This is a genomic window from Cytobacillus depressus (genome assembly GCF_008923245.1).
Classification (GTDB): Bacteria; Bacillota; Bacilli; order Bacillales; family Cytobacillaceae; genus Cytobacillus; species Cytobacillus depressus.
This window is the reverse complement of the sequence record NZ_WBOS01000002.1, coordinates 329,413-351,852: the sequence shown is the minus strand read 5'-3', so window position 1 is coordinate 351,852 and position 22,440 is coordinate 329,413. Positions and strand designations below refer to the sequence as shown.

The 22,440-nt window shown below is 36.8% G+C and carries 23 protein-coding genes; 8 read left to right on the top strand and 15 right to left on the bottom strand.

Features of this window, described 5'->3' with window-relative positions; genetic code table 11:
- The first annotated feature begins 51 nt into the window (after positions 1-51).
- Positions 52-1,521, top strand: a complete 1,470-nt coding sequence (locus tag F7731_RS07015) for an aminotransferase class I/II-fold pyridoxal phosphate-dependent enzyme (protein ID WP_151534049.1) — start codon at positions 52-54, stop codon at positions 1,519-1,521.
- 127 nt (positions 1,522-1,648) lie between these two features.
- Here F7731_RS07015 and F7731_RS07010 read toward each other — a convergent pair whose 3' ends face one another.
- A complete protein-coding gene (locus F7731_RS07010) occupies positions 1,649-1,780 on the bottom strand; it encodes a GapA-binding peptide SR1P (RefSeq protein ID WP_151534048.1) in 132 nt (43 codons plus the stop codon).
- 189 nt (positions 1,781-1,969) lie between these two features.
- Positions 1,970-2,269, bottom strand: a complete 300-nt coding sequence (locus F7731_RS07005; RefSeq protein WP_151534047.1) for a DUF3055 domain-containing protein — start codon at positions 2,267-2,269, stop codon at positions 1,970-1,972.
- A gap of 342 nt (positions 2,270-2,611) precedes the next feature.
- On the opposite strand from F7731_RS07005, the gene F7731_RS06995 reads away from it, so the two are divergent.
- Together F7731_RS06995 and F7731_RS06990 are read left to right on the top strand one after the other, a co-directional pair.
- Complete coding sequence (locus F7731_RS06995) at positions 2,612-3,046, top strand: DUF1885 family protein (RefSeq protein WP_246197151.1); 435 nt, start codon at positions 2,612-2,614, stop codon at positions 3,044-3,046.
- 67 nt (positions 3,047-3,113) lie between these two features.
- A complete protein-coding gene (locus F7731_RS06990) occupies positions 3,114-3,455 on the top strand; it encodes a hypothetical protein (protein ID WP_151534044.1) in 342 nt (113 codons plus the stop codon).
- A gap of 32 nt (positions 3,456-3,487) precedes the next feature.
- On the opposite strand, the gene F7731_RS06985 is transcribed toward F7731_RS06990, so the two are convergent.
- Entirely contained in the window at positions 3,488-3,730 is a 243-nt protein-coding gene (locus tag F7731_RS06985) for a hypothetical protein (protein ID WP_151534043.1), read from the bottom strand.
- A 220-nt stretch (positions 3,731-3,950) separates the two neighbouring features.
- Here F7731_RS06985 and F7731_RS06980 point away from each other — a divergent pair, with 220 nt between their 5' ends.
- Complete coding sequence (locus F7731_RS06980) at positions 3,951-4,322, top strand: small peptidoglycan-associated lipoprotein (protein WP_151534042.1); 372 nt, start codon at positions 3,951-3,953, stop codon at positions 4,320-4,322.
- Positions 4,323-4,407: 85 nt separating this feature from the next.
- On the opposite strand, the gene lpdA is transcribed toward F7731_RS06980, so the two are convergent.
- The 5 genes from lpdA to F7731_RS06955 all read right to left on the bottom strand — a co-directional run bounded on the left by lpdA (position 4,408) and on the right by F7731_RS06955 (position 10,434).
- A complete protein-coding gene (lpdA, locus tag F7731_RS06975; RefSeq protein ID WP_151534041.1) occupies positions 4,408-5,817 on the bottom strand; it encodes a dihydrolipoyl dehydrogenase in 1,410 nt (469 codons plus the stop codon).
- Between the two features lie 3 nt (positions 5,818-5,820).
- Positions 5,821-7,131: a dihydrolipoamide acetyltransferase family protein gene (locus F7731_RS06970; RefSeq protein ID WP_151534040.1), complete on the bottom strand. Its 1,311-nt coding sequence runs from the start codon at positions 7,129-7,131 to the stop codon at positions 5,821-5,823.
- Between the two features lie 116 nt (positions 7,132-7,247).
- The gene (locus F7731_RS06965) at positions 7,248-8,225 is read right to left on the bottom strand and encodes an alpha-ketoacid dehydrogenase subunit beta (protein ID WP_151534039.1); all 978 of its coding nucleotides are present in this window, start codon (positions 8,223-8,225) and stop codon (positions 7,248-7,250) included.
- A gap of 3 nt (positions 8,226-8,228) precedes the next feature.
- Positions 8,229-9,350: a pyruvate dehydrogenase (acetyl-transferring) E1 component subunit alpha gene (gene pdhA, locus F7731_RS06960; RefSeq protein WP_151534038.1), complete on the bottom strand. Its 1,122-nt coding sequence runs from the start codon at positions 9,348-9,350 to the stop codon at positions 8,229-8,231.
- A 421-nt stretch (positions 9,351-9,771) separates the two neighbouring features.
- Positions 9,772-10,434: a YkyA family protein gene (locus tag F7731_RS06955; RefSeq protein ID WP_151534422.1), complete on the bottom strand. Its 663-nt coding sequence runs from the start codon at positions 10,432-10,434 to the stop codon at positions 9,772-9,774.
- A 231-nt stretch (positions 10,435-10,665) separates the two neighbouring features.
- Here F7731_RS06955 and F7731_RS06950 point away from each other — a divergent pair, with 231 nt between their 5' ends.
- Together F7731_RS06950 and def are read left to right on the top strand one after the other, a co-directional pair.
- Entirely contained in the window at positions 10,666-10,794 is a 129-nt protein-coding gene (locus F7731_RS06950; protein WP_151534037.1) for a YjcZ family sporulation protein, read from the top strand.
- A gap of 140 nt (positions 10,795-10,934) precedes the next feature.
- On the top strand, positions 10,935-11,489 hold the full coding sequence (gene def / locus F7731_RS06945; RefSeq protein ID WP_151534036.1) for a peptide deformylase: 555 nt from the start codon (positions 10,935-10,937) through the stop codon (positions 11,487-11,489).
- A gap of 44 nt (positions 11,490-11,533) precedes the next feature.
- Here def and F7731_RS06940 read toward each other — a convergent pair whose 3' ends face one another.
- Complete coding sequence (locus F7731_RS06940) at positions 11,534-12,304, bottom strand: Cof-type HAD-IIB family hydrolase (protein WP_151534035.1); 771 nt, start codon at positions 12,302-12,304, stop codon at positions 11,534-11,536.
- A 395-nt stretch (positions 12,305-12,699) separates the two neighbouring features.
- Between F7731_RS06940 and F7731_RS06935 the strand changes: the two genes are divergently transcribed.
- Both F7731_RS06935 and rnjA read left to right on the top strand, forming a co-directional pair.
- Positions 12,700-12,912 (top strand): DNA-dependent RNA polymerase subunit epsilon, encoded by a 213-nt coding sequence (locus F7731_RS06935; protein ID WP_151534034.1) that lies wholly within the window; start codon positions 12,700-12,702, stop codon positions 12,910-12,912.
- Positions 12,913-12,915: 3 nt separating this feature from the next.
- Entirely contained in the window at positions 12,916-14,583 is a 1,668-nt protein-coding gene (gene rnjA, locus F7731_RS06930; RefSeq protein WP_151534033.1) for a ribonuclease J1, read from the top strand.
- Between the two features lie 135 nt (positions 14,584-14,718).
- Here rnjA and F7731_RS06925 read toward each other — a convergent pair whose 3' ends face one another.
- The 6 genes from F7731_RS06925 to cbpB all read right to left on the bottom strand — a co-directional run bounded on the left by F7731_RS06925 (position 14,719) and on the right by cbpB (position 22,339).
- On the bottom strand, positions 14,719-15,378 hold the full coding sequence (locus tag F7731_RS06925; protein ID WP_151534032.1) for a potassium channel family protein: 660 nt from the start codon (positions 15,376-15,378) through the stop codon (positions 14,719-14,721).
- Between the two features lie 148 nt (positions 15,379-15,526).
- Positions 15,527-17,347 carry an ABC transporter ATP-binding protein gene (locus tag F7731_RS06920; protein ID WP_151534031.1) on the bottom strand — a complete coding sequence of 607 codons (1,821 nt, stop codon included), beginning with the start codon at positions 17,345-17,347 and terminating at the stop codon, positions 15,527-15,529.
- A 12-nt stretch (positions 17,348-17,359) separates the two neighbouring features.
- On the bottom strand, positions 17,360-19,114 hold the full coding sequence (locus F7731_RS06915) for an ABC transporter ATP-binding protein (RefSeq protein ID WP_151534030.1): 1,755 nt from the start codon (positions 19,112-19,114) through the stop codon (positions 17,360-17,362).
- Positions 19,115-19,295: 181 nt separating this feature from the next.
- Positions 19,296-20,207, bottom strand: coding sequence for a transcriptional regulator CcpC (gene ccpC / locus F7731_RS06910; RefSeq protein WP_151534029.1), 912 nt, complete (start codon positions 20,205-20,207; stop codon positions 19,296-19,298).
- An 82-nt stretch (positions 20,208-20,289) separates the two neighbouring features.
- The gene (locus F7731_RS06905) at positions 20,290-21,813 is read right to left on the bottom strand and encodes an MDR family MFS transporter (RefSeq protein ID WP_281352233.1); all 1,524 of its coding nucleotides are present in this window, start codon (positions 21,811-21,813) and stop codon (positions 20,290-20,292) included.
- A 79-nt stretch (positions 21,814-21,892) separates the two neighbouring features.
- Positions 21,893-22,339 (bottom strand): cyclic-di-AMP-binding protein CbpB, encoded by a 447-nt coding sequence (gene cbpB / locus F7731_RS06900; protein ID WP_151534028.1) that lies wholly within the window; start codon positions 22,337-22,339, stop codon positions 21,893-21,895.
- Between the last annotated feature and the right edge of the window lie 101 nt (positions 22,340-22,440).

Here is a 22,440-nt window from a genome sequence, read left to right as displayed (position 1 = left end):
CATTAAGCTTTAAAACAGTCTTATTATTAATTAAAGAGGTGTGGAAATAAATTGTCACAATTAGAAACACCGTTATTTAGCGGCTTATTGGCACATGCAAAAAAAAATCCAATCCAATTTCATATACCTGGTCATAAAAAGGGAGCAGGAATTGATCCTGAATTTAGAGAATTCATTGGTGATAATGCTCTTTCAATCGATCTTATTAATATCGGTCCCCTTGATGACCTTCATCAGCCAAAAGGAATGATTAAAGAAGCTCAAGACTTGGCAGCTGAGGCATTCGGTGCTGACAAAACCTTCTTCTCTGTTCAGGGAACGAGCGGAGCAATAATGACAATGGTTATGGCTGTATGCGGCCCTGGGGAAAAGATTATCGTTCCAAGAAATGTTCATAAATCTGTTATGTCAGCGATTGTTTTTTCAGGTGCAACCCCGATTTTTATTCATCCTGAAATTGATGAAAATCTTGGTATATCTCATGGGATTACAACTGAATCCGTTTCAAGGGCTCTTGAACAGCATCCAGATGCGAAAGGCGTCTTAGTTATCAATCCAACTTATTTCGGCATCGCTGCAGATTTAAAAAACATAGTTGAAATTGCTCATTCCTATAATGTACCTGTTCTCGTTGATGAAGCCCATGGTGTGCATATTCATTTTCATGATGAACTCCCTTTATCTGCGATGCAAGCTGGTGCTGATTTAGCAGCTACAAGTGTTCATAAACTTGGAGGCTCAATGACTCAAAGCTCCATTTTAAATCTGAAAGGCAATCTTGTTTCCGCAAAAAGAGTGCAATCCATCTTAAGTATGTTGACGACCACGTCTACTTCCTATTTATTACTTGCATCTTTAGATGTCGCAAGAAAGCGTCTTGCTACAGAAGGAAAAGAGCTAATTGATTATGCTATTTCCTTAGCACAATCGATTCGCAGTCGCATTAATGAAATTGAACATATTCATTGTATTGGAGAAGAGATTATCGGCACAGATGCAGCACATGGATTTGATCCGACAAAATTGATCATTTCTGTTAAAGATTTAGGCTTGAGTGGATTCGATGTAGAAAAATGGCTTCGGGAAAAATATAATATTGAAGTGGAAATGTCAGATCTTTATAACATCCTCTGTATCGTTACTCCTGGTGATACAAAGTACGAAGCTGATATGTTAGTTATGGCGCTTCAAGAATTATCAAATGAAAGACACGGGATGACGGAGAAACGTGAAACACAGGTACTTTTGCCAGATATCCCTGTTTTGGCTCTATCTCCACGTGATGCTTTTTACTCAGAGACGGAACTAGTTCCTTTTGACAAATCGGAAGGAAGAATTATTGCAGAATTTATTATGGTCTACCCGCCTGGAATCCCTATATTTATTCCTGGTGAAATCATTACAAAAGAAAATTTAACCTATATAAAAACAAATATGGAAGCTGGACTCCCTGTTCAAGGACCAGAGGATTATGATTTTAAATATCTTCGCGTCATTAAAGAATATAAAGCGATCAGATAAAACGCGAAATAAAGTTGCCCAGTAAAAAACTATGCAGTCCAGATGGCTGCATAGTTTTTTTATAAAGTATTCTTTAGCTAAAGAAAAATCCTTTCTGAAGGGAAAGGATTTAGTGTATAAAAAATGATTAATTTAATTCTTCTAGTTGGTGCTTCTCTTCGCAACAGCCGCACTCACCTTTAGAGTATAAAACTGTTACTTTTTCATCTTCAAAATAATCAATTGTAGAATTACATGTTTGGCATACTATTGTACCCATCCTTCATTCCCCTTTATCACTTAGATAAATGATTTGTAAACGCTTTATCATCATTAACTACATAATAATATAACACTATTGTTTTATCAAGGGTCAATTGTATAGCTTAATTAAAAAGTGAACACTTTAGTATGACACATTTTTTCGTATAAAAATGAAATAAAACAGGCTAAAATTAGCCTGCTCCATTCATTCGTATTGAGTGTGAAAAGTAGTACTTGGTAAAGTGATTTTTAAGAATTCACATAAATCTTCTGCTTGTAGGTGATTTTCAATTTTGAAAGCATGCTGTAAATGTTCAGGATCTTCGAGGTCCTTAGGGTCGAGGAGGGTTGAGCGGCCAGTTTGCATGCAAACAACGAGAGGCTTTCCGAAAAATAAATTTGTGTATACGATTCCAAAATCATACCTTGTGTGCTCTGTTGTAAATCCAACGAATCGTACCTTAACATTCTCATGCTCATCATAGAGCCTTTCAAATTGATTCATATAACTCCTCCTTTAATATTATTAATATTTAGAATATTATTATAAAACATTTTTTCATATTTTACAATGACTTTGTGAAAATTCTTTTTTTAAGCTGTCATTCGTTTTTATTCAATGCTAGAATGAGAATAGAATATAAGAAAAGTGGAAGTGGCTTGATCACCCCCGACAAGCATAAGTCAAGCAGACAGGAAGGTTGTTCTTTAACCTTCTTGGCTGATTGGCTTATGACCTCGAGGTCGACAAAAACGCGACGTCCTGTCGCATTGTCGACACTAGTACATCCTGTACGTCGGGGGTAGCCGCTGGAACTAGACAAATAAGTAAAGCGGGGGATGGATGTTGGCGAGCCATGCGTACATAAAACTTGTGCCTTCATCAGAAAAAGAAATAATATCAACAGATGAAGTAAAAGAGTTATTTCATTATTTTAAAGAAATCACTTTAAAAACAGGTACACAAGTCGATTGGAAGTACAACGAAGCTGCTTTCCCGTATGAAATTAAAGAAAAGCCTGAGGGCAAGGGAAAGTGGTTTTACCTTCACTCCGATCATGACCGTTATCATGCGATTTTACTTGGGGTTGATAAAGAAACAGTTCGCGAAGAAGATGGGTCAGAACGGAATCAAACATATATTCAAATAACATTACCAGACTCAGCTACATTTGGGGATAAGGGAAAAGCAAATGAGTTTTGCCGATTTTTGGCTAAGAAACTTAAAGGTGAATTGCATTTGTTTAATGGTAGAATCATGTATTTTTATCCAAGAAAGTAACCAAATTAATATGTAGAAGAACAGCTCAGGCTGTTCTTCTATTTTGCTATTTTATGAGGTGAATATTTTGTTAAGAAATAGGTTGATCGTATTTGGAATTTTAGCTTTAACTATTACGGTGGTATCTCCATTTATTTTTTATTCTTATTTTGAAGAAAAGCCTGCAGACTTACATCAAAGTTTAGTTTTCGGCGGACCTTTCCCTTTTGCCGTACAAAAAGCTACCCTTCCACAGGATGAAGAGCAATATCCTTTAGAAGTAAAATTTATGTCCCCATTTGAGACAGAAACAAATTTTAAAGTTACCCCATTTCTTTTTTCTTTTATTTGTTTCTTTCTGCTCTTATTCGCATTTTACAGTATTATTATAAGATTATTCATTGGAAGGAAGGAAAAAGAGCCTAATTAATGGCTCTTTTCACTCCCCATCCTAATTTCTCCTCATACCCCCATTAATGACATCGTTAAGTGCAATGAACCATATAAGGACAAGCTTAAGGCTGTTACAAAACATGTCTTTCTTATAGATTTCATAATATAATTTCCAATGATGATGGCTAAATAAAAAAATACGAAGAACATCAGCACTTTAAAAAGAAGCTGATCGTATTTCGATAACCATTCAATAAAGGTGTAGCCACTCCAAATCATTAGCTGGAGAAGCATTGCGATATATACCTTCATTTTCTCACCACCAGATTGATCAATTTTTCATACTCTTATTTATGAATTAATTTATTGATAATAATCATCCTTAAGATAAAATGTATGTCTTACATATATATGTAGGACCAGCCAATCTTATTTTTCATTTTTGTAACATTTAAGTAACAAGTCAAATTATTCAAATTTTTATGATAAAATCCTGTTAAATACAAGAAATGGTAAAGTGAGGGAATGGAATGTGAAAAGATTGCCATGTTTATTCATAGCATCTCTCTTGTTTATTACCTCATGTCAAAAAATTAAACATAATGAAGAGCTAATTTTTGATAAAAACAGCAAACAAATCGTCTTTTTCTCGAATGAAAAGGATTATAAACAGGAAGCATCTTATTATGATGCTATTATAGAGTTAAAGAGGGATTTTCCAGCCGAAATTAAAAACATGAAAATAATTACGGCTGAAAACGCTAAAAAATATTACGATGTATTTGATGTTCAAAGCTGTCCCGCGATCTTATTAATTTATAAAGACAAAGTACTCGTAAATATTAACGGGAATACTTCAACAGAGAAAATAATAAAACCGTTAGCTGAGGCATTAAAAAATTAGTACATAATAGAAAAGCCGAGGCGTTCCTTGTGGAGCTAGACAAACAAAAACCCTTTCCAATGAGAAAGGGTTTTTGTTTAGGCATTTATTTAATAATATGGATTGGACTGCCAAGTGCAACCTCTGCAGCTTCCATTGTGATTTCCCCTAATGTTGGGTGCGCATGAATAGTCATCGCTAAGTCTTCGGCAGTCATCCCTGCTTCGATAGCTAAGCCTAATTCAGCAATCATATCTGATGCACTCGCACCAGCAATTTGAGCACCAATAACTAAACCGTCTTCTTTGCGAGTAATAAGCTTAACAAACCCGTCAGTTGCATCCAATGCTAGCGCACGGCCATTTGCTGCAAATGGGAACTTAGCCGCATTTACTTCAATGCCCTCTTCCTTCGCTTGCTGTTCAGTATACCCTACTGAAGCGAGTTCAGGATCTGAGAATACAACCGCAGGAATGCCTAAATAGTCAATTTCTGAGCTATGTCCTGAAATGGCCTCAGCGGCAATTTTCCCTTCATATGAGGCTTTATGAGCTAATTGAGGACCAGGAACAATGTCACCCATTGCATAAATATTACTGATATTAGTACGGCATTGCTTATCAATTTCTATAACGCCACGGTCACTCATTTTAATGCCCACTTGCTCTAAGCCTAATTCGTCAGTATTTGGACGTCTTCCTACCATGACAAAGAGATAATCAGCTTCAAGAGTTTTCTCTTCACCTTTAACCTCATACTTCAAAGTGACACCATTTTCAGTTTCTTCAACACCTTTTGCAAGTGCTTTCGTAATGATTTCGGCACCTTTTTTCTTAAGATTACGTTTTACAAGTGCCGTCATTTGCTTTTCAAAACCTAGGAGGATATCATCTGCGCCTTCAAGGATTGTTACCTGTGTTCCGAAATTCGCATATGCACCGCCAAGTTCAATTCCAATTACCCCGCCGCCAATAACAGCGATTTTTTCAGGAATTTCCTGAAGAGAAAGTGCCCCTGTAGAATCTAGAACACGCTTTGAATATTTAAAAGTTGGAAGCTCAATTGGACGTGAACCTGTTGCAATGATCGCATTTTTAAAAGTATATGTTTGCGCTGAGTTTTCATCCATAACACGTAAAGTGTTGGCATCAACAAAATATGCTTCGCCACGGACAATATCAATTTTATTTCCTTTTAAAAGACCTTCCACTCCGCCAGTAAGTTTTTTCACGACGCCGGCTTTAAATTCCTGTACTTTTGAAAAATCAACTTTGACATTCTCAGCTGTAATCCCAATTGAATCAGAATGCTTAGCTGTTTCATAACGGTGCCCTGCGGCAATCAATGCTTTTGATGGGATACACCCAACATTTAAGCAAACTCCGCCTAAAGTTGCTTTCTCTACGATAGTCACTTTTTGACCAAGCTGTGCTGCACGAATAGCAGCAACATACCCGCCAGGACCTGAGCCAATGACAATTGTATCTGTTTCGATTGGGAAATCTCCTACTACCATTTTTTATGCCTCCATTAACAATAGTTCTGGATCGTTTAATAAACGTTTAATATGATTTAGCGCATTTTGGGCTGTTGCTCCATCGATAATACGATGGTCAAAGCTTAATGATAAAGTTAATACTGGGGCTGCAACAATTTCGCCATCTTTAACAATTGGCTTTTCTGAAATACGGCCTATGCCTAAAATCGCAACTTCTGGGTGATTGATAACAGGAGTAAACCATTGTCCGCCTGCTGATCCGATATTAGTAATTGTGCAGGAAGCACCTTTCATTTCCTCTGAAGTTAACTTACCGTCACGTGCTTTCGTCGCTAGATCACTAATTTCATCAGAAATGGCGAAGATAGATTTACGATCAGCATCTTTTACAACAGGTACTAAAAGGCCCTTTTCGGTATCGGCTGCAATTCCGATATTGTAATAATGCTTTTGAATGATTTCTGAAGTAGAATCATCAATCGACGTATTAAACACCGGATATTCACGTAAAGCACTCGTTAATGCTTTCACCACATATGGAAGGAATGTTAGTTTAATTCCTTTATTCGCAGCTACTTCTTTAAACTTCTTACGATGAGCCACAAGCTTCGTCACTTCAATTTCATCCATTAAAGTAACATGAGGGGCTGTATGCTTCGAATTCACCATTGCTTTTGCAATTGCTTTGCGAATGCCGCTCATTTTTTCACGTGTTTCAGGATATTGTCCTTCTAGGACAACCTTTTTAACTTCCACAGATGCAACTTGTTCTTGTACTGCCACTTCTTGCTCTTGTACCAATGGCTGTTCTTGTGCCACAGGTTGCTGAGCCTGAACTCCGCCAGTTAAGAAAGCATCAATATCAGCTTTTAAGACACGCCCATTATTTCCGCTTCCAGCTACTTGGCGAATGTCAACACCTTTTTCACGAGCATATTTACGAACGGAAGGCATTGCTATAATACGGCGATCCGGTTTAACTTCTGCTTGATTATCGGCTTGATTCACAGCAGCTTCAGCCTGTTTATCAGCAGCTTGTTCTGCAGGCTTGTCTTCCTCATGTTCGTCACCTTTGAATTTTAAATCCTCATAGCCGGGTGCATCAAATGTAATCAGGACTTGCCCTACAGTTGCCACGGTTCCTTCTCCTACTAAAATCTCTTCGACTGTTCCCGCAACAGGTGAAGGAATTTCTACAACTGCTTTATCATTCTGTACTTCGCATAATACATCATCTTCTTGTACTTTATCGCCTGTTTTAACGAACCACTTCACGATTTCCCCTTCGTGGATCCCTTCACCAATGTCAGGCAATTTAAATTGAAATGACATTTAGAATCATCCTCCATTCTAATTGTGAGAGATTAGAAGTTGGAATGGAAGAAATCGGCGATAGGCCGATTTCTAATTCAAACTCACCTTTCACATGTAAAAGTATTTATTCGGTCTTAGAAAGTTAAAACTTTTTTACCCGTTTCAATAATATCCTTAAAGTTTGGCAGCCAAACTGCTTCTGCTTGTGGAAATGCATAAACAGTATCTGGAGCTGCAACACGTAGTACAGGAGCCTCAAGACTTAGAATAGCACGGTCATTAATTTCTGCTACAACATTAGCAGCAATACCAGCTTGTTTTTGAGCCTCTTGAACAACAATCGCACGTCCTGTCTTTTCTACAGAGGCGATAATTGTTTCAATATCAAGTGGTGACACAGTACGTAAATCAATTACTTCTGCAGAATAACCTTCCTTTTCGAGCTCTTCGGCAGCCTTCAATGCTTCATGGACCATTGCACCATAACTAATGATTGACAAGTCATTACCTTCACGTTTCACTTCTGCTTTTCCTAATGGAATTGTGTACTCTTCCTCAGGCACTTCTTGACGGAACGAACGGTATAATTTCATATGCTCAAGGAAAATAACAGGGTCATTATCACGAATAGCTGAAATTAACAGTCCTTTAGCATCATACGGTGTTGATGGAATAACAACCTTTACTCCAGGCTGTTGAGCCATTAAGCCTTCTAAACTATCCGCATGCATTTCCGGTGTTTGTACGCCGCCGCCAAAAGGTGAACGGATTGTTACAGGGGCATTATATCTTCCGCCAGAACGATAACGCATACGTGCCAGCTGACCGGAAATTGAATCAATTACTTCATAGACGAATCCAAAAAACTGAATTTCAGGTACTGGACGGAAGCCTTGTAAGCTAAGACCAACCGCAAGACCGCCGATTCCAGATTCTGCTAAAGGCGTATCAAATACGCGTTCTTCGCCGAATTCTTTTTGAAGGCCTTCAGTTGCACGGAATACCCCGCCGTTTACGCCCACATCTTCTCCGAACACTAATACATTCGGATCATTTTGCAACTCTGTGCGTAAAGCATCAGTAATTGCCTGAATCATAGTCATTTGCGCCATGGCTTACTTCGACTCCTTTTCTTTATATATTTCATATTGTTCTTTTAAGTTATAAGGCATTCCCGCTTCTTCATGCATAATTGAAATGAGATCTGTTACTTTTTGTTTTGGTGTATCATCTGCTTGTTTAATAGCTACCTTAATATCTTCTTTTGCTTTTTCAATGATTTCATTTTCCTTTTCCTCATTCCAGATTCCCTTATCTTCTAGGAACTTACGGAAGCGGACAAGCGGATCTTTCTTTTCCCACTCATTATCAAGGTCAGATGTACGGTAGCGTGTTGGATCGTCCCCTGCCATTGTGTGAGGACCGTAACGGTATGTTAGAGTCTCAATTAAAGTAGGTCCTTCTCCGTTGATCGCACGCTCACGAGCTTCGCGAACAGCAACATAAACAGCCAATGGATCCATACCATCTACTTGAATACCAGGGATCCCTGCTGCTACTGCCTTTTGAGCAAGCGTCTTAGCCGCTGTTTGCGCAGAAACTGGTGTCGAGATTGCAAATCTATTATTTTGAATAATGAAAATAGCTGGAGCTTTATAAGCACCCGCAAAGTTGATTCCCTCATAGAAATCACCTTGAGATGTTCCGCCGTCACCTGTATAAGTAATGGCAACTGCTTTCGTTCCGCGTTTTTTCATTCCAAGCGCAACCCCTGCTACTTGAATGTATTGAGCACCGATAATAATTTGGGGAGCGATTACATTTACACCCTCTGGAATGTTTCCTCCCGCATAATGTCCTCTTGACCATAAGAAGGCTTGAGATAACGGCAGGCCATGCCAAATCATTTGCGGAACATCACGGTATCCAGGCAAAATGAAGTCTTCTTTCTCTAAAGCAAATTGGGAAGCTAATTGGGAAGCTTCTTGACCAGCTGTAGGTGCATAAAATCCAAGTCTTCCTTGTCTATTTAATGAAATAGAGCGTTGATCAAGAATACGTGTATACACCATGCGGCGCATTAATTCTTGAAGTTGCTCATCACTTAAATCCGGCATCGCAGATTCATTAACGATTTTACCTTCCTCATTCAGAATTTGAAACGTTTGAAATTGTTCTTCAACTTGTTCAAGCTTATTCTTGACATCTAATTGTGCCAATCTTGTTTTAGAAGCCATGCGAATCACCCTTTCCGTTCTTTTAAAAAGACGTCATCATTAATATTCATACATTATTTAGGTTGCCCAAAACAAAGTAATAATAGAAAACATTGTTAAGATTGTTAACCCATAATCTATCTTATTCTGTATCAGTAAAATTTGCAACATAATTGATACACACTTTTGATTATGATTTAAGTTTAAAACATGAGTTTCCTTGTGTCAATGAACTTTCAACTTGTTTTTACAGCGTTTTCACGTTTTTTATATTCTTTTTTATTTTAATCTGTATTATATTCTTATAAAATCCTGTTCTATAAAAAGCGTGAAAATCACAAGTGTGTTATAACACATATCAGATAATTTAAAAATATTATACTAAAAACATTTTTCGCAAAAAAACTTTAGGGTAGCATTCCTTGAATGCTACCCTAGTCATTTATTCCTTCCATTTTACATTTAAACCTGATTCTTTATAGAAGGATAATTTTGTATCATTATATTCCTTCGTTTTTTCATTAAATCTTTCATTTGCTTCTATTATTTTTCCATATACTTCATTGATTTTTGTAATTTGCTCATCTATGTCCATTAAATTGATGTCTTTGTTTTTAAACATGGAATATAGTTGTTTATCCAGTTCAAGTGCTTTCGAGTAATGTTGAAATAAATCATCATAAATCGCATATCTTTCTATCATAATATCAAATAGTTTTTGCGATTTTTCTTTCTGTTCTGGCTCATCAATTTCGTCAATTATTTCCGTTAATGCTCGAAATTCTTTTTCTGAAGCTTTGATGCTTTCATGTTCCTTCAATATATGTTTTTTTCTATCGTCAACAATTACAGTTGCTTCGTCGGAAAGCTTTGAAACTTCAGGGAACTCTTTCATTCCAAGTGAAATAATTTGATCATAAATCTTCTTTTCCTTTTTTTCTAACTCGATAAGCGGTTCTTGCTGTTCTTCAAATGCTTGTTCCGATTCTACAACCTTTTCCAATACTTCATACACTTTTTCTATAGGATTTTGTTCGTTTAAACATCCGGATAAAATAAAAACGACAATCATACAAACTAGCAATAGACTGCTTTTATTAGACATCGACACGCGAGAGACCTCCTTAATTAGAACAATTTAACTATAGCTTTTGCCAAGTCTTTTTACAATACGCTAGAAGCTTGTCTATTAAGTAATCTATTCTTTTTATTTTTCATTTATGTCTTTAGGCAGCGGCCTACACAAATAAAAACCTTCCTACATAGGCTGTATTAATCGTCCGATAAGAAAAATATTATAGGTGACGAAAATCTTACTTTAGGGAGGTTATCCTTCATGTTCGGATATGGCGGATACGGTTTTGGAGGCTGTGGCTGTGGCGTAGGCTTTGGCTTTGGGGGCTTCGCGCTAATCGTTGTATTGTTCATTCTTCTCATCATTATAGGATGTTCTTGCTTTATTTAACACTTTTCGAGAAGGTGCAAAATGCACCTTCTCTTTTATTTAACATTTCATCTCTACTTTGATAGACTATAGAAAAGAAGAAGCGCCTTGTACCGTTCTCGAATGAGAATATTGCAATACTTGCCACAGGAGTGAAACACATGTTAACAATGAAGGACATTATACGAGATGGACACCCAACTTTAAGATTGGTTGCAGAAGAGGTGTCTCTTCCACCATCTGAAGAAGATAAAGAAGTATTAAAAAGCCTATTAGAATTTGTGAAAAACAGCCAAAATCCGGATATTGCTAACAAATACGGGCTCCGCGCGGGCATCGGTTTAGCTGCCCCACAAATTAATATTTCAAAAAGAATGATTGCAGTCTATTTTAAGGACGAAAAAGGCGTTCTTCACAATTACGCTTTATTTAATCCAAAAATAAAAAGCCACTCTGTTGAACGAACTTATTTAACATCAGGGGAAGGCTGCCTATCAGTTGATGAACCAATTTTAGGTTACGTCCCAAGATACGCTAGGATAACTGTAGAAGGTGTATCTTTAGAAGGTGAGAAAGTTAAGTTAAGACTAAAAGGGATGCTAGCCATTGTCTTCCAGCACGAAATTGACCATTTAAATGGCATTATGTTCTATGACCATATAAATAAAGATAACCCTTTTGAAATCACGGACAATGCGATGCCGATTGAAAAATAATAATTTACATAAAAAGACTGAACAACCGTGTTCAGTCTTTTTCATTAAATTAAAGCTAAACTTTTTAAACCATTCCATATTCCGTTGCTTTCTACCGAAGTCGTTGTGTTATCAGCAGCTAACTTCACTTCATCCAAGGCATTGCCCATAGCAATTCCGGTTCCAACGGTTTTGAGCATTTCAATATCGTTCAATCCGTCACCAAAAGCATACACATCTTTCATTTCAAAGCCAAGACGGTCAATCATCATTTTGATCCCCTCAGCTTTAGAGCCTCCAGCAGGCAATACATCTGTTGAAAATTGGTGCCAGCGTATAAATCGGAAATTAGGAAAATTCCTTTCATATTCCTTATCTTCATGTTCCTCCGCAAATACGAGAGCTTGATATATTTCTTGTTCTTTATAAAAATGAATATCTTTATCCGGGTATGGGAATTTTAAGCTTCCAATACTTTCTTCAATAAATTTATTTTCGAGAGCGGAGGACTTCATCTCTTTTTCATTTAAAAAAACTAAGGCATGTTCCTTCTTGTTTGCATATTCTACTAAACGGTCAATTTCTGCTGCGGGTAAACTATTTTTATAAATGACTTCATTTTCAAAAACAACATATTGCCCATTAAAGCTAATAAAAGAGTCAATATCAAGCTCTTGACGTAATTTATCGAACATAAAAGGAGCACGACCGGTGGCAATGGCCACAAATACCCCGTTTTCTTTTAATTGTTGTAATGCTTTTTTTGTCGTTTGCGGCAGTTGTTTATCACTATCCAATAAGGTTCCATCTATATCAAAAAACACAATTTTTCCCAATTAATCGTACATTCCTTTCTAAAATTAATCCAAAATTACCCATGATATATAAATTAATTTTGTCATATAATAAAAATAAAAACAACAAATCGTTATTATCCACCATTGACTACTTTACTTTGGACAAGGATTGTTTAAAATAGTAAGTAAGGAGTTGATCCACAATGTTAAAGAAGCTTAAAAAAAAGCTCTTAAAACAGTGGAGAGATATGCTTCGCAAAAAAACTATTGCTTAAAATTACCTTTTGAGCCCTTCATTTTAACGAAGGGCTCCTTCCTTATTAAAACAAGGAATCCTACATACAGTAAAATTGTACAAAATAAGAAAAAACATGAAAATCATGTTAATTTTATATATAATAGAAAAAGTTATTCGGAAGAAGGAGAGATTTTTTATGATTTTTAAAGTTTTTTATCAAGCATCAAATAAGGAAGTACCTGTGCGTGAAAAAACACAAACGATTTATGTTGAAGGAGAATCTGAAAGAGATATACGGCTGAAATTAGCGGACAAACCATATAATATCGAGTATATCACGGGAGTAAGAGGAGCATTTTTAGAATTCGAAAAACAACATGAAGACTTTAATGTATTGGAGATAGGATAAATTATGAAATTTGTTAAAAATGACCAGACAGCCGTTTTCGCTCTAGGTGGACTTGGCGAAATCGGAAAAAATACGTATGCGGTTCAATTTCAGGATGAAATTATTTTAATTGATGCGGGTATCAAATTCCCTGAAGACGAGCTGCTCGGAATTGATTATGTTATTCCTGACTATTCTTACTTAGTAAGAAATGAGGACAAAATCAAAGGGCTATTCATAACGCACGGACACGAAGACCATATCGGCGGAATTCCTTATCTTTTAAGAGAAGTAAATATCCCAATTTACGGTGGAAAACTGGCGCTTGGATTACTGCGAAATAAATTAGAAGAGCATGGTCTGCTAAGACAAACGAAAATGCACGAAATTAAAGAAGACGATATTATTAAATTCAGAAAAACATCTGTGACATTTTTTCGGACAACCCATAGTATTCCTGATTCATACGGGATTGTCGTTAAAACTCCGCCAGGCCAAATCGTTCATACAGGAGACTTTAAATTTGACTTTACTCCTGTTGGCGAACCGGCTAACTTAACGAAAATGGCAGAAATCGGGAAAGAAGGAGTTCTTTGCTTATTATCAGATAGCACAAATAGCGAAATTCCCGAGTTTACAATGTCAGAACGTCGTGTTGGCGAGAGTATCAATGACATTTTTCGTAAAGTAGAAGGCCGTGTTATTTTTGCGACTTTTGCATCTAATATTCATCGATTACAACAAGTAACTGAAGCAGCCGTTTTGAACGGCAGAAAGATTGCTGTCTTTGGACGCAGTATGGAAGCAGCCATTAATATCGGACAAGATCTTGGCTATATTCAGGCTCCAAAGGATACTTTTATCGATGCACAGCAAATTAATCGCCTGCCAGCTAACCAAGTAACAATTCTTTGTACTGGAAGTCAAGGTGAGCCGATGGCAGCCCTTTCTCGAATTGCTAATGGAACACATCGTCAAATTCAAATTAACCCAGGTGATACAGTCGTTTTCTCATCATCACCAATTCCAGGTAATACAATTAGTGTGAGCAGAACGATTGATATGCTTGCTCGTGCGGGTGCGGATGTCATTTATGGTAAATTAAGCGATATTCATACTTCAGGTCATGGTGGACAGCAAGAACAAAAGCTAATGCTTAGACTCATGAAGCCAAAATTCTTCATGCCAATTCACGGAGAATATAGAATGCAAAAAATGCATGCTAAGCTTGCTGTTGATTGTGGAGTCCATGAGGAAAACTGCTTTATTATGGATAATGGTGAGGTATTAGCATTAAGTGAAGATTCTGCCCAAGTCGCAGGCAAAATCCCTTCTGGCTCTGTATATATTGATGGTAATGGCATCGGAGATATTGGCAATATCGTCTTAAGGGATCGCCGAATTCTTTCTGAGGAAGGTTTAGTCGTCGTTGTCGTTAGCATTAATATGAAGGATTTCAAAATCGCTGCAGGACCTGACTTAATTTCGCGCGGCTTTGTTTATATGAGAGAATCCGGAGATTTAATTAATGATGCCCAAGCTCTTATTACGAAACATTTGAGCAAAGTTATGGAGCGAAAGACGACCCAATGGTCAGAAATCAAAAATGAAATAACAGATACTTTGGCGCCATTCCTTTACGAAAAAACAAAACGCCGACCAATGATATTACCAATTATCATGGAAGTTTAAGAAGAAAAAGCTGTAATTCATCCGAATTACAGCTTTTTTTGCTTCCTCTTTTCTATTATTGTCTAGCTTCAGCGCTTACCCCCGACGTACAGGACGTACTAGTGTCGACAATGCGACAGGACGTCGCGTTTCTACTTAGCTCATTACCTTCTTCTCAAATCGGTTAATATCGACATCTGCCCCAATAACGATTAAAATATCGTTCAGCTGAATGACTTCACCCGCGATCGGGGAAACAATAATATCATTCTTTCTTTTAATCGCAACAATATTAATTCCATATTTAGCTCGAATATCAAGATCAATTAAAGTGTGGCCGCTTAATTTATCATTAGCAACAATTTCCACAATACTGTGTTCATCAGAAAGCTCAAGATAATCAAGCACGTTATTAGAAACGATATTATGAGCAATTCGTCTCCCCATATCCCGCTCAGGATGAACGACATGGTCTGCACCAATTTTTCTTAATACCTTTTCGTGATAATCATTTTGTGCTTTTACAGTTATTTTCTTTACACCAAATTCTTTTAATATGATTGTTGTTAAAATACTCGCCTGTATATTATCTCCAATTGCAACGATTACATGATCAAAATTTCGAAGACCTAGACTTTTTATGACTGACTCATCCGTTGTATCCCCTACTACTGCATGTGATGCAATCATTGAAAATTGGTTTACACGATCCTCATCGACATCAATTGCCATGACTTCCATACCTTCTTCAGCAAGCGCTCGACAGATGCTTCCACCGAATCGTCCTAGTCCAATCACAGCAAATTCCTTTTTCACAAATCATTCCTCCAGGCTTTTTACAATAATTACTTTAGCTTTTATTGTAACACAACGTTTGATTTAATCTTCATATTGTATTATCGCAGCCTGTTAGTGGTCAAGACAATAATGTAGAAAATTTGAATAAGCCTCAAAAAGAGGCTTATTATCCAACATTCAGCGTATTAAACTGGGCTTTAACTAAATGATAGTATTCCCCTTGCCGTTCCATTAACTCATCATGATTTCCTTGCTCAATAATTTCTCCATGATCAAGTACATAAATATGATCAGCTTCACGAATGGTCGAGAGGCGATGGGCAATGATAATCGCAGTTCGCCCTTTCAAAAGGGATTTGAGGGCTTTTTGGATTTTAACCTCTGTCTCTGTGTCAATGCTCGCTGTCGCTTCATCTAAAATGAGAATTCTAGGATTCGCGAGCAAAGCTCTAGCAAAGGAAATCAATTGCCTTTCACCTACAGATAAAATATTCCCCCGCTCCTCTACCTCCGTTTCATAGGCATTTGCTAAATTCATAATAAATGTATGCGCTCCGACTGCTTTTGCCGCCGCCGCAACTTCTTCATCACTCGCGTTTGGCCGTCCGAATCGGATATTATCACGTATGGTCCCCGAAAAAATAAATGTTTCTTGAAGCACTATACTAATTTGTTGTCTAAGACTTGCTAATAAAACTTCTCTTAAATCATATTGATCAATTTTTACCTTTCCTCCAGTCGGGTCATAGAAGCGGCTAATAAGATTAGCAATCGTCGTTTTTCCAGATCCCGTATGACCAACTAAAGCAATTGTTTGCCCAGCCTTAATTTCTAAATTAATATTTTGCAGTGCGGGACGTCTTTGATCATATGAAAATTCCACATTTTTGAATTCAATATGTCCTTGAATTTCTTCTAAACGAAAAGCATTTTCCTTTTCACCGACATTTGGACGCTCATCCAAAAATTCAAAAATTCGCTCGGATGATGCCATCCCCATTAATAATTGATTGTAAACCATTCCAAGCCGTGATATTGGTTCCCAAAACATCCCAAGATAAAAAGCAAAGGATACAAAATATCCAATCGATATCGTGTCACTTTGGATTAAATGGGCTCCATACCAGATTAAAACGGCGGTTCCTAACGCATTAGTCAGCTCGACAAGCGGTCTGAACATGGCATTTTTTTGCGAGGCTGATCGCCAGCTCTCATAGTTTTCTGTATTAACTCCATCAAAAAAAGCCATATTTTCTTTTTCCTGTGTAAAGGATTGAGTGATCCTAATTCCTTGTATACTCTCATTCAAGTGTGAATTAAGTTTAGACTGCTTCAACCGAACTACTTGCCACGATCTCCTAATATTTCTTCTCAAGGATGTTGAAATGAAGAACATAATCGGCAAAATGATCATGATCGCTAATGTCAGTTCTGGGCTTAATGAAAATAAGATGACACAAATACCGATGAGCAAAACGATATCCATTAATAAATTGATAACACCGTTTGTAAATAATTCCTGAAGGGAGTTAATATCGTTCATAATCCTTACTAAAATTGAGCCTGCCGAGCGCTGATCAAAAAAGCGATGAGAAAGAGTCTGGACATGAGTAAATAAATGCTTTCTTAAATCATAAATAACGCTTTGACCCAATATATTCATCCATTTTATTCGAAAGAAGTTGGCCGCATAGGAGATTAGGTACAAACCTGCAATAACAGCTACTAACACGAATAGTAAATTGCTATCTTTTTCCACCAATGCTCTATCAAGTGTATATACCCCGATAAGAATCGGAATGAGTAATCTAATTCCTGTATTAATCAATACCATTAATATTGCTAAAGGCAGAAGGTTTTTACGATAAGGCTTCATATAACTGAAAAGCCGCAACATTTGCTTCCAGTTAAATGGTTTTTCAATTACTTCATCGGCTGTATATTGAAATCTTGATAAAACCTTTTCATTCACATTTTCTTTTTTCAATTCACCCTCCTCCTATCCCCTTTGCAGTCCAGTAATTTTCTCTAAATCTTTATATTGAATATCATAAATGCGCTGATATGGGCCTCTTTGTTGAGTAAGGATGTGGTGTGCTCCTCTTTCAACTATTTGCCCATTTTCAAGTACAAGAATTTCATCTGCATGCTTTAATGAGGATATTCGATGAGCAATGATAAATGTAGTCCTGCCTCTCATGACTTCTTTTAAAGCCAATTGAATTTGGAACTCTGTTTCCATATCAACAGCGCTAGTAGCATCATCTAAAATTAATATGCTCGGGTTAATACAAATGGCCCTTGCAATGGCGATCCGCTGTTTCTGACCGCCAGAAAGCCCCATCCCTCTCTCTCCAAGCATCGTGTCATACCCATCAGGGAGCTCCATGATAAAGTCATGAGCCTGAGCTCTTTTAGCAGCTTCCACAATTTCTTCCATCGTTGCATTTGGTGTCCCATAAGAAATATTTGCCTTAATGGATGATGAGAATAAAAATGATTCCTGTAAGACAAAGCCAATATTATTCCTAAGAGAATGTAATGAATATTCATTGACATTGATCCCATCAATGAGCACTTCTCCTTCAGCTGGCTCATAAAATCTTGTCATTAATTGAGTTAAGCTTGTTTTTCCTGAGCCCGTTGAGCCAATTACACCGATCACTTTCCCTGGATAGGCATGGAAATTAATATTATGTAATGCAGCTTTATCCTCTTCCGTATACCGTAGTGTGACATGGCGAAATTCAACCTCTCCCCGCAATCTTACTGCTTCAATAGCATCCACGTTATTCTCTATTTCATTGTCGGCATCTAGAATTTCTAATAATCTTTCCCCAGAAGCTTTTGATTGTGAAAATAAATTAACGATAAATCCGAGGTTCATAATTGGCCACATAATATACCAGACTAAGCTATAAAATGCTACAAGTTCACCCAATTTTAATTGATCACTTATGACTAAGTAACCACCATAAGATAATAGTAAAACGACACTTAAATTCCCCATAAACTCCATTAACGGAAAATACTTAGCCCATATATCAGCTGTAAAAATATATTTTTCTTTATAATCATTATTTGAATCATTAAATTTATTAATCTCAAAACCTTCTCTTGATAAGGACTTAACTGTATTAATTCCGCTAATATTTTCTTGTACCTTTGTATTTAATTTTCCAAAGGATTTTCTTATATCTCTAAAGGCAGGATGAACGGCTTTATCGAATTTTAAAGTGATGAAGGCTAAGAACGGCAAAGTCACTAAAGTGACAACTGTCAAAGGAATGGAGTAGTGAAACATGACTGAAAAACTAATGATAATAAGAAGAAAAAAACGGATTAATTCCGAAAATCCAAATGATAGAAAAAAGCGGAACCCTTCCACATCAGCAGTTAACCGCGACATTAAGTCCCCTGTTTTTGCATTATCATAATTTCGGAATGATAAGTATTGCAGTTTCTCATACAAGGCATTTCTTAATTTATATACTGAAGAGATACCGAACAAATCTCCTGTATACTGATGAATATAAGTTGCAACACCTTTAATTAGCATGAGGCCAATAAATCCCAATGCTAAATAAGGAATAAAATGATTTTTTCCTCCCATCACGACGTCGTCAATTGTAATTTGCAAGATGATTGGATAGACTACCGTTATAGCGGTTACGATTAACAAAAAACCAATAGACAAAAAAAAATAGTTTTTAGAAGGCCAGTAGTAGCTCTTTAGCTTTTTAAAAGTATCCAAAAGTTTTTGCCCCCTTTCACGATTTTCAAAACCTTTCCAACAGACCGTATTACTAAATATAACGGGTTTCGAAATAAATTTCCACCTATTTTTTAAAATTTTCACAGCATTCAGAAATTTTAAATCCAACGACGATTTATTTTCAAATTTAAATGGCCAAGCATTGCTTGGCCACATCATGTTATTCTGTCAGATCACTACTGTGATCTTCATGTCCCTTTTCTTCTATAAATTCCTTTATTAGTTCAACGAAAGCCTGAACTTGTTTTAGCTGGAAAGCAGATTCATAACCGAGTAACCAAGTATCCCGTTTTAAAGGAAGACCATCTTCGTCTAATAATGGAACTTTAAAAATATTTTTTTCTGCGCCATTTAATGTCATTGCAGGCAAAATCGCGTAACCAATCCCGTTGAAAGTCATTTGTTTACAGGTTTCAATTTGATCGACAACTATAGTTCTCTTCGGTGCAGTTTTAAAGGTTCTTAGCCACCAATCTTGGATTTCCTGAAAATAATTGGAGTCGCTTTTAAATTGAATAAAGGGTCTGTCTGTATTCAGTATTTGTTCTGGAGAAGTAATTTCAGTATCAACTAAATATAAAGGATCTTTGAAAAGATGAATTTTTATTCCCTTCCAATCGGGTGTTCCGCGAATAATGCCGATATGTACTTGATCTTCATATAATGATCTTAATATTTCACTGCTCCAGCCCGTTAAAAGCGATATTTTCGCTTGAGGATAACGGGTGACATATTTCTTTAATACTTGCGGAAGCCAATTTTGACCAACGATTGAGGCAACAGCGATTTTTAATGTTCCGTGAACCTCAGAGTTCAAGGCATGGATAGATTCTCTTACTTTTTCTTCTTTTTCAATGACTTCATTAATAAATTTAATGACCAGCTCTCCTGCAGGAGTCAATGATAGTCCCTTTTGGGAACGAACGAATAACTTTTCTCCCCATTCTTTTTCAATTGTTTGCAAACGTTGAGACAGAGCGGGCTGAGACACAAATAGTCTTTCTGCTGCCTTCCTCATATTCATTTCCTGGGCAAGGACCGAAAGAAAATGAAACTCAGATAATGACGACATACTTTCACTCCTTCTTTCTTCTTACTATAACTTAAAAATCCCAACATTTCATTTTGGATTGCTTAAGTATAAAAAAACCCTGCTATATAGCAGAGTTTTGGTCTTTCTTCGGCAATAAAAGAACTAAAATAAAGCTAACAATCGCAAAAATAAGAACGGTGTAATAAACAGACTGTAATGAGAAGGTTAGGCCATCTTGAAGCAATACCTTCAGTCCACCAGCGAGTTTATTTCTTTCATCTTCGTTTAAAAGAATATTTGTGGAATCAATACTTAAATCTTTTGAATCACTGTGACCATTTTCACGAAAATAATGCATCATTCTATTATTTAATATCCCGCCAAGCAAAGCAGCACCGATTGTATTACCTAAGTTTCGCATAAACATATTTGATGCAGTCGCTATGCCTCTTTGCTGCCATTCAACTGTACTTTGGATTGAAACAATAAAGGATGTTAATGTTAATCCCATTCCTGCCCCGACGAGGAAAGAGCCACTAGCAGCCCAAAGAGGACCGCCTTCAGGGGTTAGTGTCGCAAACATAATGCTTCCTACAATGAGAAAAACGCCGCCAAGGATGGAAGTTGTTCTAAATCCAACCTTTAATAATAAACGGCCTGCTGACCATGCAGCTAAAGGCCAACCGATTGACATAGTTGTAAGCGTAAAACCAGCTACAATTGGAGATCGCTCCATTACTCCTTGAACGAATGCTGGCAGAAAGCTTGAAATCCCAATAAGCATGACACCTGTCGTTAAGGAAGCTATATTGGCAATAAGGATAGAACGTACTTTCCAAATATTAAAAGGCATCAACGGCTCGGGAGCTCTTTTTTCTTGAAAAACAAAGAATACAAAGGCTATGAAGCTAATAACAAATAAACTTATAGCAATTGGAGATGTCCAGGCCCATCTTGTGCCACCTTCAACTAGCACAAGCATTAATATAGAGATTGAAACTGTGAGAAGAATTGTACCTAAATAGTCAATCTGCGGCTTTTTCTTTTCAATATCTTCATGCAAAAACTTCACTATTCCAAAAATCGCCAAAATGCCTAATGGAATATTGACCCAGAATACATAATGCCAGCTTGCATATTCAACTAAAAGCCCGCCAATAGCTGGCCCCATAACAGCTGAGATTCCCCATACACTTGATAAATACCCTTGTATTTTTGCTCTTTCTTCAATCGTATATATGTCTCCAACAATGGTAGTAGCAATTGGCAATACTGCACCAGCACCTAGACCTTGTATTAATCGAAAAATAATCAGCATTGTCATTGAACTGGCAAACCCACATAATATTGAGCCAATTAAAAAGATAATAATTCCGATGATGATGATTGGCTTTCTTCCAAATAAATCAGACAGCTTGCCATAAATAAGTACAGTAACGGCGTTCATTAGTAAATACGAGGAAAATACCCAGCTATATAAAGAGAATCCACCTAATTCACCAACAATGACAGGCATAGCCGTTGATACAATTGTTGCTTCAATAGCTCCCATAAACATGGCAAGCATGACAGAAGCAAGGACAAATGGTCTTTTTGTCTGTCTCTTCTCCTTATGAATGTATGATTTTTCTAAAACATGTCCCAAGCTTTTTCCTCCTAATTTTTTATAAACCTTTTAATACTAAAATAAAAAAATCAAGCTCCCGAGCTAGGGAGCATAAATGTTAATTTTTATTAGCCTTGCGTATTAACTTGTTTAACTCAATTAATATTGTTCTGCGTGTGAAAATACCCTCGAAATATCCGTCTTCATTCTCGACACATAAAAATGGGTTGTCGATTAGAAAGGCTATTGAATCCTGAATAGATGAATTAATGTTTAATCTCGGAATTTTCCGATTCATCGCTTCTTCTACTCGCTTTTTTTCTAATTGTTCAAATTCAATTCTTTCAAGCCCTAGAATTGAGTCCATTATTAAAGGGGTGCTTATTAAGCCTTGTAGTTTATAATACGGATCAAGTACAGGAATAGCCGTATAGCCGCTTTTTGTTAACACTAACAATGCATGCTCTAAATTATTGCCCACTTGAACATGAGCCACCCGTTCTGAAGGTATCATAAAACTTCGGATATTTCTTTCTAGAAATTCCCCGCTGTAAAGACTTATCATCGCCGAAACTCCTCAAAATTTTATTATCTATCTCTTTTAGTTTAACATAATTTTCACTTAGACGCTTCTTTTAAGTTTATTTTTACCGCCGTTACTTACTA

Coding starts and splice junctions, on each gene's coding strand:
- F7731_RS07010 (WP_151534048.1), bottom strand. CDS start 1,780: ATGGGTACAATAGTATGCCAAACATGTAATTCTACAATTGATTATTTT.
- F7731_RS07005 (WP_151534047.1), bottom strand. CDS start 2,269: ATGAATCAATTTGAAAGGCTCTATGATGAGCATGAGAATGTTAAGGTA.
- F7731_RS06985 (WP_151534043.1), bottom strand. CDS start 3,730: ATGAAGGTATATATCGCAATGCTTCTCCAGCTAATGATTTGGAGTGGC.
- lpdA (WP_151534041.1), bottom strand. CDS start 5,817: ATGGTAGTAGGAGATTTCCCAATCGAAACAGATACAATTGTCATTGGC.
- F7731_RS06970 (WP_151534040.1), bottom strand. CDS start 7,131: ATGTCATTTCAATTTAAATTGCCTGACATTGGTGAAGGGATCCACGAA.
- F7731_RS06965 (WP_151534039.1), bottom strand. CDS start 8,225: ATGGCGCAAATGACTATGATTCAGGCAATTACTGATGCTTTACGCACA.
- pdhA (WP_151534038.1), bottom strand. CDS start 9,350: ATGGCTTCTAAAACAAGATTGGCACAATTAGATGTCAAGAATAAGCTT.
- F7731_RS06955 (WP_151534422.1), bottom strand. CDS start 10,434: ATGTCTAATAAAAGCAGTCTATTGCTAGTTTGTATGATTGTCGTTTTT.
- F7731_RS06950 (WP_151534037.1), top strand. CDS start 10,666: ATGTTCGGATATGGCGGATACGGTTTTGGAGGCTGTGGCTGTGGCGTA.
- def (WP_151534036.1), top strand. CDS start 10,935: ATGTTAACAATGAAGGACATTATACGAGATGGACACCCAACTTTAAGA.
- F7731_RS06935 (WP_151534034.1), top strand. CDS start 12,700: ATGATTTTTAAAGTTTTTTATCAAGCATCAAATAAGGAAGTACCTGTG.
- rnjA (WP_151534033.1), top strand. CDS start 12,916: ATGAAATTTGTTAAAAATGACCAGACAGCCGTTTTCGCTCTAGGTGGA.
- ccpC (WP_151534029.1), bottom strand. CDS start 20,207: ATGTCGTCATTATCTGAGTTTCATTTTCTTTCGGTCCTTGCCCAGGAA.
- cbpB (WP_151534028.1), bottom strand. CDS start 22,339: ATGATAAGTCTTTACAGCGGGGAATTTCTAGAAAGAAATATCCGAAGT.